12 protein-coding genes are annotated in these 13,492 nt (G+C 71.3%); 7 read left to right on the plus strand and 5 right to left on the minus strand.

Features of this window, described 5'->3' with window-relative positions:
• Positions 1-53: 53 nt before the first annotated feature.
• Positions 54-695 (minus strand): TetR/AcrR family transcriptional regulator, encoded by a 642-nt coding sequence (locus ACH4RC_RS14395; protein ID WP_398199773.1) that lies wholly within the window; start codon positions 693-695, stop codon positions 54-56.
• A 111-nt stretch (positions 696-806) separates the two neighbouring features.
• Here ACH4RC_RS14395 and ACH4RC_RS14400 point away from each other — a divergent pair, with 111 nt between their 5' ends.
• The 3 genes from ACH4RC_RS14400 (at position 807) to ACH4RC_RS14410 (ending at position 3,413) form a co-directional block, all read left to right on the plus strand.
• Positions 807-1,463 (plus strand): CatB-related O-acetyltransferase, encoded by a 657-nt coding sequence (locus tag ACH4RC_RS14400; RefSeq protein ID WP_398199776.1) that lies wholly within the window; start codon positions 807-809, stop codon positions 1,461-1,463.
• Positions 1,464-1,585: 122 nt separating this feature from the next.
• Positions 1,586-2,785 carry a macrolide family glycosyltransferase gene (locus ACH4RC_RS14405; RefSeq protein WP_398199778.1) on the plus strand — a complete coding sequence of 400 codons (1,200 nt, stop codon included), beginning with the start codon at positions 1,586-1,588 and terminating at the stop codon, positions 2,783-2,785.
• A 61-nt stretch (positions 2,786-2,846) separates the two neighbouring features.
• A complete protein-coding gene (locus tag ACH4RC_RS14410; RefSeq protein WP_398199781.1) occupies positions 2,847-3,413 on the plus strand; it encodes an NADPH-dependent FMN reductase in 567 nt (188 codons plus the stop codon).
• Here ACH4RC_RS14410 and ACH4RC_RS14415 read toward each other — a convergent pair.
• From ACH4RC_RS14415 to ACH4RC_RS14430, 4 genes are all read right to left on the minus strand, one after another.
• Complete coding sequence (locus tag ACH4RC_RS14415; RefSeq protein ID WP_398199784.1) at positions 3,370-4,095, minus strand: DUF998 domain-containing protein; 726 nt, start codon at positions 4,093-4,095, stop codon at positions 3,370-3,372. The two genes, ACH4RC_RS14410 and ACH4RC_RS14415, sit on opposite strands and share 44 nt — an antisense overlap.
• Positions 4,096-4,439: 344 nt before the next feature.
• The gene (locus ACH4RC_RS14420; protein WP_398199787.1) at positions 4,440-4,964 is read right to left on the minus strand and encodes a hypothetical protein; all 525 of its coding nucleotides are present in this window, start codon (positions 4,962-4,964) and stop codon (positions 4,440-4,442) included.
• 420 nt (positions 4,965-5,384) lie between these two features.
• On the minus strand, positions 5,385-6,374 hold the full coding sequence (locus ACH4RC_RS14425) for an aldo/keto reductase (protein WP_398199788.1): 990 nt from the start codon (positions 6,372-6,374) through the stop codon (positions 5,385-5,387).
• A 99-nt stretch (positions 6,375-6,473) separates the two neighbouring features.
• The gene (locus ACH4RC_RS14430; protein ID WP_398199791.1) at positions 6,474-7,712 is read right to left on the minus strand and encodes a GNAT family N-acetyltransferase; all 1,239 of its coding nucleotides are present in this window, start codon (positions 7,710-7,712) and stop codon (positions 6,474-6,476) included.
• A 96-nt stretch (positions 7,713-7,808) separates the two neighbouring features.
• On the opposite strand from ACH4RC_RS14430, the gene ACH4RC_RS14435 reads away from it, so the two are divergent.
• The 4 genes from ACH4RC_RS14435 (at position 7,809) to ACH4RC_RS14450 (ending at position 13,472) form a co-directional block, all read left to right on the plus strand.
• Positions 7,809-10,652 (plus strand): helix-turn-helix transcriptional regulator, encoded by a 2,844-nt coding sequence (locus ACH4RC_RS14435; protein ID WP_398199794.1) that lies wholly within the window; start codon positions 7,809-7,811, stop codon positions 10,650-10,652.
• Positions 10,653-10,685: 33 nt separating this feature from the next.
• Positions 10,686-11,762: a MerR family transcriptional regulator gene (locus ACH4RC_RS14440; protein ID WP_398199797.1), complete on the plus strand. Its 1,077-nt coding sequence runs from the start codon at positions 10,686-10,688 to the stop codon at positions 11,760-11,762.
• 20 nt (positions 11,763-11,782) lie between these two features.
• Positions 11,783-12,292: a hypothetical protein gene (locus ACH4RC_RS14445; protein ID WP_398199800.1), complete on the plus strand. Its 510-nt coding sequence runs from the start codon at positions 11,783-11,785 to the stop codon at positions 12,290-12,292.
• A 361-nt stretch (positions 12,293-12,653) separates the two neighbouring features.
• A complete protein-coding gene (locus ACH4RC_RS14450; protein WP_398199803.1) occupies positions 12,654-13,472 on the plus strand; it encodes a Teichoic acid biosynthesis protein C (Precursor) in 819 nt (272 codons plus the stop codon).
• Positions 13,473-13,492 lie beyond the last annotated feature (20 nt).

Raw genomic sequence — 13,492 nt, forward strand, 5'->3', positions numbered from 1 at the left:
ACGGCACGACGGCAGGCGGGAAGAACGTGCGCAGCGAGACTTGCGGCTTACGTTCAGTCGACGGAGAAGGCCCCCGCGGCGGCCGCCAGGACCGCTGCCACGGCGGACCGCTCCGGAAGCAGCGGATCGGGTGCGGCCCGCTGCAGGACGAGGTGGTGGTAGACGGGCGCCGTGGCGGCCACCAGGAGACTTCGCGCATCCGTGCAATGCGAGGGGAGTTCGCCGCGCTCGACGGCTCGCTCGACGAGAATCTCGCACTGGGCGTACCGGTCGGCCCACAGCTGTGTCTGTGCTTGCGCGGCCTGTTCGGAGTGGAACGAGGCGGCCATCAGGGCGAGGGCGAAGGACGGCCGTACGAGCAAGGACTCCTGGATCTCCTCGTTGAGGGCTGTCAGATCGCCGCGCAGGGAGCCGGTGTCCGGTGGCTGCCAGTCGATCTCCCCGGCGGCGTCGATGACGTCGACGAGGAGGCCGCCCACATCACGCCAGCGCCGGTAGACCGTGGTGCGGTGCACACCCGCGCGGGTCGCGACGCCCTCCACCGTGAGCCCTTCATGGCCGTTCTCCGTGAGTTCGGCGCGCACCGCGTCGAGAACCTGGGTGCGGATGCGGGCGGTTCGGCCGCCCGGACGGCGGTCCGGCGTCGTGGTTGTGGTTGTGGTTGTGGTTGAGGTCGTGGTCGTCGCGTCTGTCATCGGATTCCCGTAACCGGTTGATCAACGTACATGGCTGTGCCAACATCTTAACGCAATAGTTGTCGCACTAACGGTCAGCCGTCCGCCCCGCCGAGAGGAACCGCCACCACGATGCCGCCCGTTCCCGCCGACCCCACCGTGCTCCACCCCATGCCCGGGCAGCCGCGCGTCGTGCTGCTCAAGCCGTTGGTGAAGTCCCCGCTCATCGAGGTCGGTGAGTTCTCGTACTACGACGACCCGGACGACCCGACCGCGTTCGAGACCCGCAACGTGCTGTACCACTACGGGCCCGAGAAGCTCGTCATCGGCAAGTTCTGCGCTCTCGGCACCGGCACCCGGTTCATCATGAACGGCGCCAACCACCGCATGGACGGCCCGTCCACCTTCCCGTTCCCCACCATGGGCGGCTCCTGGGCCGACCACTTCGACCTCATCACCGGGCTGCCCGGCCGCGGCGACACCGTCGTCGGCAACGATGTCTGGTTCGGGCACGGCGCCACCGTCATGCCGGGCGTCCGCATCGGCCACGGCGCGATCATCGCCACCGGCGCCGTCGTCACCTCCGACGTACCCGACTACGGCATCGTCGGCGGCAACCCGGCCCGCCTCCTGCGCACCCGCTTCGACGCGGAGACCGTCGCCCGGCTGCTCGCCGTCGCCTGGTGGGACTGGCCCGCCGAGCACATCACCGAGCACGTACGAACCATCATGTCCGGCTCCGTCGACGAGCTCGAGGCAGCAGCCGCCCTCATCGCCCGACGGCCCTGACGCCACACCTTCGCCACACACCCACACACCCACACACCCACACACCCACACACCCACACTCCCGCTCACCAGCTCACACCTTTGCCGCACATCCGCTCACACCCGGAAGCGAGTGATCGACCATGGCCCCGCACCGTGCCCACATCGCGATGGTCGGTGTGCCCATCGTCAGCCACGTACTGCCCAGCCTCGCGATCATCCGTGAGCTGGCCGCCCGGGGCCACCGGATCAGCTACGCCAACGATCCGTCGGTGGCCGGCCTGATCGAGCCGACCGGCGCGCGGCTGGTGCCGTGCACCTCCACCCTGCCCGTCGCCGACAACGACTGGCCCGCCGACCCCATCGCCGCCGCGAGCCTCTTCCTCGACGACGCGGTCCGGGCTCTCCCCCAATTGCGCGCCGCCTACGACGACGACCCGGCCGACCTCTACCTCTACGACATCGGCGCCTACGCCGCACGCGCCCTCGCCGAACGGCAGGGCCGCCCCCTGATGCAGCTGTCCCCGACGTTCGTCAGCTGGGACGGCTACGAGGAGGACGTCGCGGCGCACTTGCGGAAACTGCCCAGAGCCGACGCGTACCGGGAGCGGTTCGCACGGTGGCTCGCCGACTGCGGAGCCACCACCACGGACGTGGACGCCTTCTCCGGGCCGCCCGCCCGCACCGTCGCCCTGATCCCGGAAGCGATGCAGCCGAACGCCGACCGGGTCGACACCGACACGGTGACCTTCGTCGGCCCCTGCTTCGACACCCCCACGGACCGGACCGGCTGGGCCCGGCCGCGCGACGCCGACCGGGTGCTCCTGGTCTCCCTGGGATCCGCGTACACACGTCAACCGGAGTTCTACCGCCAGTGCATCGCCGCCTTCGGTGATCTGCCCGGCCGGCACGTGGTCCTCCAGATCGGCAAGTACACCGATCCCGCCGAACTCGGTGCCATCCCGGCCAACGTCGAGGTGCACTCCTGGGTCCCGCAGCGGGCCATCCTGGAACAGGCCGACGCCTTCGTCACCCACGCCGGGATGGGCGGCTGCGGCGAAGGGCTCCGGGCGGGCGTCCCCATGATCGCCGTACCGCAGGGGGCCGAGCAGTTCATGAACGCCGACCGGCTCGTGGAGCTCGGTGTCGCCCGCCGCCTGGACACCGCCGACGCCACCGCCGAGACCCTGCGTACGGCGCTCGACGACCTGCTCACGGACCCCGAACGCGCGGCGCGTTCCCGGCAGTTGCAAGCCGCCGCCCAGGCCGAGGGCGGCACCTTGCGCGCCGCCGACCTCATCGAGAACATGCTGGCCACCACCACCGGCCGGCGCCTACTCTGAGCACTGCCGCCCCCGCGAACCGCCCCGCTCCCGCACCTCACCCGCCGCATATGGAGACCCCATGCCCTCAATAGGCATCATCGTCGGCAGCACCCGCCCCGGCCGCGTCGGCCCGCAGATCGCGCAATGGGTCGAGAAGACGGCCGGATCACGTGACGACGCGGTCTTCGAACTCGTCGACATCGCCGACTACCACCTGCCGCTGTTCGACGAACCGCGCTCACCCCGCATGGGCGACTACGAGCACGAGCACACCCGTGCCTGGGCCGCGAAGATCGACGCGCTCGACGGGTTCGTGTTCGTCACGCCCGAGTACAACCGCTCGATCCCCGCCGCGCTGAAGAACGCCATCGACTTCGTCTACAACGAGTGGAACAACAAGGCCGCAGGGTTCGTCGGCTACGGCAGCAACGTCAGCGGCGCCCGCGCGCTCGACCACCTCCGCCACATCGCCGGGGCCGTGCAGTTGACCGCCGTCCACACCCAGGTCCACCTGTCGTTGCAGAGCGACTTCGAGCAGTTCACGACGTTCGCGCCCGCCGATCGTCACGAAGCCGCGCTCCAGCAGATGCTCACCGAGGTCGTCACCCTGACTTCGGCGCTCGCACCGCTGCGCCGCCCAGCCTGAACGGTCCTCGCGCACCACGCGGGCTGTCCTCCGCGCCCTCGTCGTGCAGCGGCATCTGCCGCTGCACGTAGTGGCCGAAGACGCCGAGGAGCACCACCTCACTGCCCAGCAGCACGCGCTCCACCAGCCCGATCAGTTCACGGTCGCCGGGTCCCGCGGAAAGGGCCATCACCACGGCCCCGGCGAGTGCGACCCCGGACAGCAGGCGTAGCCGGCGTGCCGTGCGCAGCGCGTCGGGGCCGGCGGTGAGCCGTCGGGCCAGGAGGAGTCCGGCCAACGGCAGTGCGAGGAACGCCGTGATGGAGGCGTAGCGATGCACGTACGCCGATCCGCTCAGGTGCGTGGTCAGCGGATCGGTCGGCACCACGGCGGCGACCACCAGACCGAGGCCCCACGCCGCGAGCAGCACGGACGGCAGACCTCGCGCTGTCGTGAGCCATCTCCTCGCCACTGCCAGCAGTACGAAGGACATCACCCCCAGGACCGCCATGCTGGTCTCGATCAGGCCGCCGCGGTCGAGTGCGGCGAAGTCGCTGACGGTCAGCGCGAACGGGCTCAGCCCCGGATCGGTGTCCGCCGGCGCCGCCACCGCCGCCCCTGCCGCCAGTGCGACGGTCGCCCACAGCGCGGGGGCGAGGAGGCGAGGGAGCCGGTTGTGTGTGCGGCGCCGGTGAGTGATCATGCCTTGATCGTCCACTGCCGGGAGACGCCACACCATGGGGGTGTTCCCCGAGATCTCCCTGAGCCCGACCCCGACACCCGTCGCGGCGTAGCGCGGAACAAGCTCAACTCCCGCCTGTGGCACCGGCAGTACTACGGCAACACCTCGCTGTACGGCCGCTCTCGGCGGTCGCGCCCAGGGCAGGCGATGTCTGCGGCCCAGGCAACGGCCGCCACCGAGAATGGTGCGATCCGCCGTGCGCCGGGCAGCGATTCGGCGATGGCCCGCCGGGTCGGCTCGTGCCGAAAGCCTGCGCGCTCGGGGGTTCAGGGGCAGGGACCGCGCTGCTCGGCTCGGGGTGTGGCTCAGCCCTGCTGCTCCAGCGCGTCGGCGAAGGCGCGGAGGGAATCGGCCAGCTCCTTCTTGGTGGGCAGCTCATCCACCTTCTTCTCCAGACTGTCTATGCGCTTCGCCAGTTCGTCGAGGTCCGCGGGGGTCGTGGGTTGCGTGGTGGGCACGTCCGTGGGGGCCGGGGACTCGGACGGCTCCGCGGTCGGGTCCGTACCGCCCGAGCCTCCCGTGTCCGTACCGCCTGAGCCTCCCGTGTCTGTACCGCCCGAGACGCCACCGGACACGCCGCTGTCGCCGCCGCCGCCATCGCCCGGCACACCAACGGAGCCGCTGTCACCGCCGCTGTCACCGCCGCCGGTGTCGACGCCGACGCTTCCTCCTTCGTCGGACGGATCCACGGACACAGCGGTACGTCCGGAGGCCGCTCCGCCCTGGTCCGTCACGGCGATCGCCCCACCCACACCCAGCACCATCGCGGCCGCCGCGCCGACCAGCGCCACTGTCATCCGGCGCGCCTGGAACTTCCTCAAGATTGTCATGTGACGGACACTAACTGCCGATCTGCGCGGAAGGATCCCTTCCGAGGATTCAGCACCGTGCTCCGTTCCTCACGTACTCGCGGGGGCGGTTGCCTGCAGCCGCAGCAGCGCCCACACCTGACGTCCTTCGGCGGTCTTCTGCTCCCGCAGCTGTCGGTGCCCAGATCGCGCGCAGCGGCCAGGACACGAGCCGTCTCGTCCGCTGCGACCCGCTGATGACTCAGGCACAGGACCAGCGCCTTGCCGTCCTGTTCGGAAAGGTGGACCCTGTTGCGACGGCCGCCCCCGTGTCTTCGCCCACGCTCCGGCAACCTCGCCCGCCGAGTTCGCCGCGTACCTCCAGCATTCCGTCCGGCTCAGTCCTGAGGAACGGCGCGGGACGAACGGCGGGGCGGGGGAGGCGCTCGCCCCCACTTCTGGTCACACGGCCGCAGACTCAAGTACGCGCTCGTCCAGCAGACCCTCGCCACACAGCTCCGACCACAACTCCGCCGGTACGGGCGCGGCGAACGCGGCGATGTTCTGACGCACCTCTTGAGCAGTCCGCATACCGATCGCGACGGCTGCGACCGCGGGGTGGAGGAGAGGAAAGGCCATGGCTGCCTGAGGGACGGACACTTCGTGCGCCTCGCAGATGTCAGCGATCCGATGGGCCCGCTCCAGAAGCTCGGGGGTCGCGGCACCGTAGTCGTAGTGGGCCCCCGCAGCCGGCCGGTCGGTGGCCAGCAGGCCGGAGTTGAAGACGGAGACGGCCACCATCGACACCCCGCGCTCGGTGCAGGCGGGCAGGAGTTCGTCCAGGGCGCTGTGGTCGAGCAGGGTGTGGCGGCCGGAGAGCATGACCACGTCCGGGTCGGCCTCACACACCAGGCGGGTGAGTTTGCCGGTGTCGTACATGCCCGCGCCGATCGCCCCGACCACGCCCTCGGCGCGCAGTTCGGCGAGCGCGGGGTAGCCGTCGCGCAGCGCGTCCTCGAAGTGCTGCTCGGCGTCGTGCAGGTAGAGGATGTCGATGCGGTCGAGACCGAGGCGGGTGAGGGAGTCCTCGACGCTGCGGCGGATGCCGTCCCGGGTGAAGTCCCATACCCGCCGGTGGGTGGCGGGTATGGCGAAGGACTCATCGGTGCGCCCTCGCGGGTCCTGCGGTACGAGGAGTCGTCCGACTTTGGTGGACAGGGTGTACTCGGAGCGGGGTTTGCCGCGCAGCAGCTCTCCGATACGGCGTTCGGAGGTGCCGATGCCGTAGTGCGGGGAGGTGTCGTAGTAGCGGATGCCGGACTCCCAGGCGGTGTCCAGGGCTTGGGCTGCGGTGGCGTCGTCCAGCGGTTCGAACAGGCCGCCCAGCGGGCCGCCGCCGAACCCGAACCGGGTGACCTCGACGTCAGTGCGTCCGAGGCGGTGAGTGTCCATGGTGGTCGTGCTCCTTCGATCGATCGCGGGTGGTCGGAGGCCGGGTGGTCGGAGGCCGGGTGCCGGAGGGGCCGGGTGCCGGGTGCCGGGTGCCGGACCTCAGAATGCGGGAAAGGCCCAGCCCGACGGGTGGAACGGTTCGCGCGTGCCGCGGAAGGCGAGGGAGGCCGCGGCGACCGCGCCAGGGCGCAGTTCCTCGACGCGCCCCGCCTCGGCCAGCGACGACAAGGTGGTGCCGCCCAGATACGCCGCGCCCAGTTCCGCGGCGGTCAGGCGCAGGTCGGCCCCGGCCCGGGTGGGTTCGTAGGTGACGCGGTCGTCGTGCGCGACGAGGCGGTGACGTCCGGCGTTCCAGGGGCAGAACGTGTCCTGGACCTCGAGGACCAGATCGAGCGGGGCCGTGTAGCGGCGTGCTGTCAGTGCCCGGTCCACGTCCACCAGGCGGACCCAGAGGTTGTCGGTCACGGTGGTGCGGGCCGCGCGTGGATCGGCCAGCAGATGCTTCAGGGGTTCGTCGACGGCGCCGTCGTAGGCGAGGTGGGTGTGGGCATCGAGGTCGATGAGGAAGCGCCACAGGGCGGCGTAGGTCTGCCGGGAGGCGGCCGCGACCTCGATGACCTGCACGAGCCCCGGTTTCGAGCGGTACAGGGCGTAGCCGGTGGCCTCTCCCCCGTACTCCTGGTGGACTGCGAAGCGCAGCGCCGTACCGCCGTCGCGGGCGCGCGGGCCGTCGGCGAGGCGTGCCTCCCAGTACTTCTCCGTACGGTCGACCCACCCGACGGCGGTGGAGCGTACGTTCTCGTAGACCTTTTCGAGGAGCGGGCGGGCCTCGTCGCGGCCGAGCAGGCGGATCGTCCCGTCGCCGATGTCGGTGCCGGGACGCATGGTCATGAACCTCTTGTCGCCTCGTATCTCGGCCACGTGGCTGGCCAGTCCGTGTCCGAAGCGGCCGTAGATGGTGGCTTGCGCGGCGTTGAGCGCGGCGACCGGTTCGCCGCCCGATTCGTGCAGGTCGGTGAGTTGCTTGCGCATCATCGCGGTGAGGAGGCCGCGGCGCCGGTGGGTGGGCAGGACCGCGACCAGGGTGATACCGGCGACGGGCGTGAGCCCGCCAGGGACGGTCAGGACGCGCCCGTAGACCGACGCACCGGCGACGATCTCCCCGCCGTCGTACGCGGCGATCGTCCGGTCGGGGTCGAGTGAGACAGCGGCGTTGCGCAGACCGCCCTGCCCGCCCTCCTCCCAGTCCTGGCCGTAGGTCGTGGTGACCATGCGGGCCCAGGCGTCGATGTCGTGGGCGGCGATGGTCCGCAGTGGATAGGTCGTTGTCGTTGTCATGCTGTGAGCTTGGCCGGGTAAACAGCGGCGGCGCATCGAGCGATCTCCTTATTTACATGCGGGCTTCGTGTGCGGGATGCATAAGCTGGCGCGGTGATGGCGCAGCGCGTAGTCAGTCCGGTGTTCGTCGGCCGGGACGAGGAGTTGTCGAGGCTGGCGGCGGCCCTGGACACCGCTGTCGAGCAGGGTCCGGCGGTGGCGCTGGTCGCGGGGGAAGCGGGGATCGGCAAGTCACGGCTGCTGGCCGAGTTCACGCGCTCGCTGGACCCGGACATACGGGTGGTCAGCGGATTCTGTGCGGAGCTGGGCCGTGACGCCCTGCCGTACGCGCCGTTCGTGACGGTCCTGCGCACCCTCATCCGGGTCGAAGGCGTGACGCCCGGCCCGTACCGGCAGCTGGCCCGCTGGTTCCCCGAGCTGGGCGAGCCGGGCGACGACAGCGAGGGAGGCAGGCACCGGCTGTACGAGGAGGTGCTGACGCTGATCGAGCGGGTGGCCGCCGACCGGCCGCTCGTCATCCCGATCGAGGACCTGCACTGGGCGGACGCCACCACCTGCGAACTCCTCGGCTTCCTGGCCAGGAACCTGACCCGGCCCGGCATACTCCTCGTACTCACCTACCGGCCGCCCGAGACCGGACCGCTGCTGTCCGAGCTCGTCCGCCGGCCGCACACCGCCCGGCTGCGGCTCGGCCGCCTCGGCACGGGGGACGTGGGCCGCCAGTTGGCCGCCATCCTCGGCACCGCACCGGATGCGGCCACGGTGGGACGCGTCCATGAACGCAGCGACGGCAACCCCCTGTTCGTCGAGGCACTCGCCCGTGCCGACGAGCACACCCCGCACGACGCACGCGACCTGCTCCTCGACGGTCCGCGTTCGCTGCCGCGCGCGGCCCTCGAGCTGTTGCGTCTCGCCTCGGTCGCGGGAGGGCGGGTCGGCCACCGCCTGCTGTCCCACGTGGCCGGACGGGATGAGGAGCAACTGGACACCCCACTCCGCGAGTTGGTGAGCCGGAGTCTACTCGTCACCACCGACGACGGTTACGCGTTCCGTCACGCCCTCATCCGGGACGCGGTGTACGAGGACCTGCTGCCCGGCGAACGGGCCCGCCTGCACGCCCGTTACGCCGAGGCCCTGCGCGACGGCGGTCCCCCGGCGGAGCTGGCCGCGCACGCCCATGCCGCCGGTGACCGCCGCCTCGCCCTGTCGGCCGCCTATCGAGCCGCCGACCAGGCTCGCAGGTCCTACGCCTACGCCGAGCAGGTCCGCATGCTCGGCATGACCCTCGACCTGTGGGACCCGGACGTCGAGCTGGACGCCGACCGCGTCGACGTACGGGCCGCCAGCACCGACGTACAGGCCGACGGCGTCCCCGTACCGACCGACCGCGTCGACGTACTGACCGACGCCGCCGAGGCGTGCATGCTCAGCGGCGACTACGCCCACGGCATCGAGCACGCCGACGCCGGACTGGCCCTGGTGGACGAGGTCCGCGAACCGGAGCGGGCCGCCCTGCTCCTGGAGCACCGGGGCAGGCTGCGCCACCGGCTGAACGGAACCGGTGTCCGCGACTGGGAACACGCCTTGACGTTGCTGCCGCCCGGCAGCGCTCAGCGGGGGCGGCTGCTCGGCGTCCTGGCGATGGGTCTGCTGCCCGAGGCGGACCGGGCCCGCGCCTCGTTCGAGGAGGCGCTCGCCATCGGCCGGGCCACCGGTGACGCCACGGTCACCATCCGCGGGCTCTTCGGCGTCGGATCCAGGACCGGCGACCTCGGCATGCTGACCGAGGCCCGCACGCTCGCCGAACGGCTCGACAGCAACGACCTGCTCCTGACGGCGCCGATGTACGAGGCCACGCTGCACACCAGAGCGGGCGACCACCAGCGCGCCATCGAGGTCGCCCGCGACGGGATCCGCCTCGCCCGCCGATACGGTCTGGGCCGCAGCCGAGGCGCCGAGCTCGCCCGCTACGCGGGCCGTGCACTGATCCTGGCCGGGCGGTGGGACGAGGCGACGACCGTGCTGGAGGAGAGCCTCGCGGCGGACGCGCCACCCCAGTCACGGCGCGGCCTGCGCATCCTGACCGGCCATCTGTCGCTGCTGCGCGGTGACCTGACGGCAGCGGCCGAGGCCGCGGCAGCCGTCGAGCACTCCAGCAGCGGAAGCCTGTTCGCCCGCCACCAGCTGCTGTGCCTGCTCGCCGTCGCCCAGGGCGCGCCCGAGCGGGCCGACCTCCTTCTGGACCGGGCCCTGAACGACCCCGAACTCACCCGCGTCTACACCAGCGACGCCCGACCCGTCCTGGTCGCCGGCGCCCTGGTACAGCAGGCCCGCCTCTCCTCGGGCGCCGACAGCGACCTGCGGAAGCGAGTTGCGGCCCGGCGGGAACAACTCGCCGCCGCCGACGCCGCGTTCGGCACGGACGGGCCGCTCGACCGCGCCTGGCAGACCATGCTTCGGGCGCTGATCGCGGACGACGGCTGGGACCAGGCGGTGTCCTCCTGGCGCCGACTGCGGCAGCCGTACGAGCTGGCGCTGTGCCTGTTCCACAGCGCACGCGCGGCGCCGGCCGCAGGCGACCGGCCCGGCGCGACGGTCCGCCTCGACGAAGCCGCCCGCCTGGCCGCGGACCTGCACGCCGTGCCGCTCACCCGGCAGATCACCCAGCTCCTGCGGCCGCGCCCCTCCCAGGACGGTCTCACGGAACGCGAGCACGAAGTGCTCCAGCTGATCGCCGAAGGGCTGAGCAACCGGCAGATCGCCGCTCGGTTGCACATCTCGCCCAGCACGGCAGGCGTGCACGTCTCCCACATCCTGACGAAACTGGGCGCGGCGACACGCACGGAAGCCGCGGCCATCGCCTTCCGTGAAGGGCTGACCGGCTCCCGTCCGGCGCCGCCGGGCCCCCAGCCCGGCACCGACGCCACAGGCCCGTGTTGACCTTCGAGTTGGTTGAAGCCCAATGATGGCCAGGTGCCGAATTCCGAGCTGATGCCGATCGGGGTCTTCGCCCAGCGCACTGGCCTGACCTCCAGCGCGTTGCGCTTCTACGCCGACTCCGGGCTGCTGCCCCCTGCCCAAGTGAACCCGGTCACGGGCTACCGCTACTACGACGCGGACCAGCTGGTGCGGGCGACCACCCTGCGCCGGCTGCGCGAGATCGCCATGCCGCTGGCTACGGTGGAGACGGTCCTCGGCGCCGGGGCCGACGAGGCGGCACGGCTGCTCGACGAGCATGTCGCCAAGGTCGAGGGCGACGCGGCGGCGGCACGACGAACGGCTGGGGTCATCAAGTCCGCGCTCGGCGGCAACGTGCCCGGTGCGCTCATCGCCACGCTGAAGGGTCCCGTGCTGGCCGACGCGGTCGAGCAGGTTCTGACCGCGACCGCCCACGAGCCGGGCATGGCGGTGCTCGCGGGCCTGCACATCGAGGCGAGTGACGAGGCGATCGCCCTCACGGCGACCGACCGCTACCGGCTCTCCACCCGGACCCTGGCGCCGACGCGGCCGGCGGAGCAGACCTGGACCGGCACGGTCGACGGCGACGACCTCCGGGCCGCGGTCGCCGACGTCCGGCGCAGCGCGCTGGTCCGCATCGAGGCGGTGCCGCACGGGATCCGGCTGCGCATGCCCCGGCGGGAGTACCGGCACTGCCGGATGCTGCCCGAGGAGTACCCCGACCTCCGGCTGATGCTCGCGTCCCTGGGCGAGGTCACCGCCCGCGCCACGCTCTCGAAGGACCTGCTGCTGCGAGCCCTGGAGGAGCATCCCGGCGAACACGTCTGCCTGCACATCACCGAGCACGGCGTACATGTCCGGTCCCCGAACGACGACGAGCACCCCACGATCCCGCTCGCCGCCACGGTGACAGGCGACGGCCTCCGCATCCGGTTCGAGCTGACCACGCTCTACCCCGCCGTGAGCACGGCGATCGGCCCCGACGTGCTGCTCGACCTGAGAGGACACGACCAGCCCGTCACGATCCGCTCAGCCGACGGCGGCACGCTCACCACCCTGGCCATGCCCATCAAGTCCGACCAGCCCGCCTGAGAATGACGACGAGGAACCGCATGCCCACCACACCTGGCAGCCCCGACCCGACCATGGAGGCCATCGGCCGAGCCGTCGTCGAAGGCCGAACAGGCGACATCCCCACCGCCCGCCACGAGCTCCTCCGCCTCTGGTCGACGATCGGCGTCACCGGCGATCCGCTGCACCGCTGCTCACTCGCCCACTACCTGGCGGACCTCTACGACGATCCCGCCCAGGCCCTCGCCTGGGACATCCGGGCCCTGGACGCCGCCGACGCCGTGACGCAACAGCGCGTCCAGGAGCACCACGCCGGGCTCCACATCGCCGGGTTCTACCCCTCCCTCCACCTCAACCTGGCCGACAACTACCGCCGGCTCGGCTCCTTCGACGCGGCCACCGAACACATCGACGCAGCCGGAGAACACGCCCCCGGCCTCCCACAGGACGCCTACGGCACCTTGCTGCGCACCGCCATCGACGAGGTGGCAGAGGCCATCTCCCAGCGGGACACCAGCAGACGGCCCTCCGCACCTGGTCCCTCCGGGTGACGCCCCTGCCGACCCGGACGGCCGTACTCGGCGCGAGCCATATGCCTCGTAAATCGCGGATGTCCGTAACCGCGCCACCTCGGCTTCGTTCCGACGAACGACAACAACGTCCACGCCGACCCGTGGGCCGGTCGGACCGAACACGTCAACAAGCCGAGAGGTGGCCTCCATGGCCCGGCCAGTCCCCCACTCCCCCACCCGCAGGAACGCGCTCGGACTCGCAGCACTTACCACGTTGAGGCTCCTGTGGCCCAGCGCGGTGGCGAAGGCTGACACGGCTCGGAGCCGGTCCGGCTCCTCCGGGCTCGCCGCACCGGGAAAGCCGTGGCGCACCGGCCTTCGGCTGCGCCACGGCACCGTCATGCAATCCTTCACCTTCGACGAGGCACACCACTGCCTGTACGCCCTTCAGGTCATGCGGGGCGGCATCCGGCTGCAAGGCGAGAAGCGCCCGTACACACACGACGAGCGGGCCCGCCACGGGGACCTCTGCCTCAACCGGCTCAACCTCCACGGTGACCTCACCGGCTTCATGTTCCTCAAGGGCTTCGGCCACGGCGGAGCGATGGGCGTCGAGCGACACGGCAAAGACAGCCGGCTGTGGATGGAGTGGGACGCCCACCCCGCCTCGGGTTACGGCCGCGGCATCTGCTGGTTCCGGTTCGCCGACGGACGCACCCTCTCCCGCTCCAGCGCCCACGTGACCACCTACCATCCCGTGCCGGGCTCCACCAGCAACAGCGTCACCGTCGACCAGGGCCGCCGCAGACTCCTGCTGCGCTACAAGGTCAACGGCTCCCCGCGTTTCGCGGTGTACGACCTCGCCCGCTTCGTCACCCGCGACCACAGCCCGCTCGCCGACTTCGCCCAGCCCGACGCCCACCTCGGGCTGCCGTTCCAGGGCATGGCGCTCGACGGCACCATGCTGTACCAGCTCATGGGCAGCGGCTACGGCCCCCACAACCCGCAGGAGCTCGGCGGCAACACCTACATGGGCCGCATCAACTGGCGCACCGGAACGTCGCACACGAACTTCCCGGAGCACACGGCCCCGCACCTGACCCCACGCGAACCGGAAGGACTCGCCGTACGCCGCAGCGACCGCCGGCTCTATTACGGCTTCACCCAGGGAGCACTGGGCAACAGGCGCTTCTCCCTCTACTCGAAAGCGCTGCGCTGACCGGCTCTGGCCAGAGCCGG

Source organism: Streptomyces sp. NPDC016845 (genome assembly GCF_044332585.1).
Lineage (GTDB): Bacteria > Actinomycetota > Actinomycetes > Streptomycetales > Streptomycetaceae > Streptomyces.

Coding starts and splice junctions, on each gene's coding strand:
- ACH4RC_RS14395 (WP_398199773.1), bottom strand. CDS start 695: ATGACAGACGCGACGACCACGACCTCAACCACAACCACAACCACAACC.
- ACH4RC_RS14400 (WP_398199776.1), top strand. CDS start 807: ATGCCGCCCGTTCCCGCCGACCCCACCGTGCTCCACCCCATGCCCGGG.
- ACH4RC_RS14405 (WP_398199778.1), top strand. CDS start 1,586: ATGGCCCCGCACCGTGCCCACATCGCGATGGTCGGTGTGCCCATCGTC.
- ACH4RC_RS14410 (WP_398199781.1), top strand. CDS start 2,847: ATGCCCTCAATAGGCATCATCGTCGGCAGCACCCGCCCCGGCCGCGTC.
- ACH4RC_RS14415 (WP_398199784.1), bottom strand. CDS start 4,095: ATGATCACTCACCGGCGCCGCACACACAACCGGCTCCCTCGCCTCCTC.
- ACH4RC_RS14420 (WP_398199787.1), bottom strand. CDS start 4,964: ATGACAATCTTGAGGAAGTTCCAGGCGCGCCGGATGACAGTGGCGCTG.
- ACH4RC_RS14425 (WP_398199788.1), bottom strand. CDS start 6,374: ATGGACACTCACCGCCTCGGACGCACTGACGTCGAGGTCACCCGGTTC.
- ACH4RC_RS14430 (WP_398199791.1), bottom strand. CDS start 7,712: ATGACAACGACAACGACCTATCCACTGCGGACCATCGCCGCCCACGAC.
- ACH4RC_RS14435 (WP_398199794.1), top strand. CDS start 7,809: ATGGCGCAGCGCGTAGTCAGTCCGGTGTTCGTCGGCCGGGACGAGGAG.
- ACH4RC_RS14445 (WP_398199800.1), top strand. CDS start 11,783: ATGCCCACCACACCTGGCAGCCCCGACCCGACCATGGAGGCCATCGGC.
- ACH4RC_RS14450 (WP_398199803.1), top strand. CDS start 12,654: ATGCAATCCTTCACCTTCGACGAGGCACACCACTGCCTGTACGCCCTT.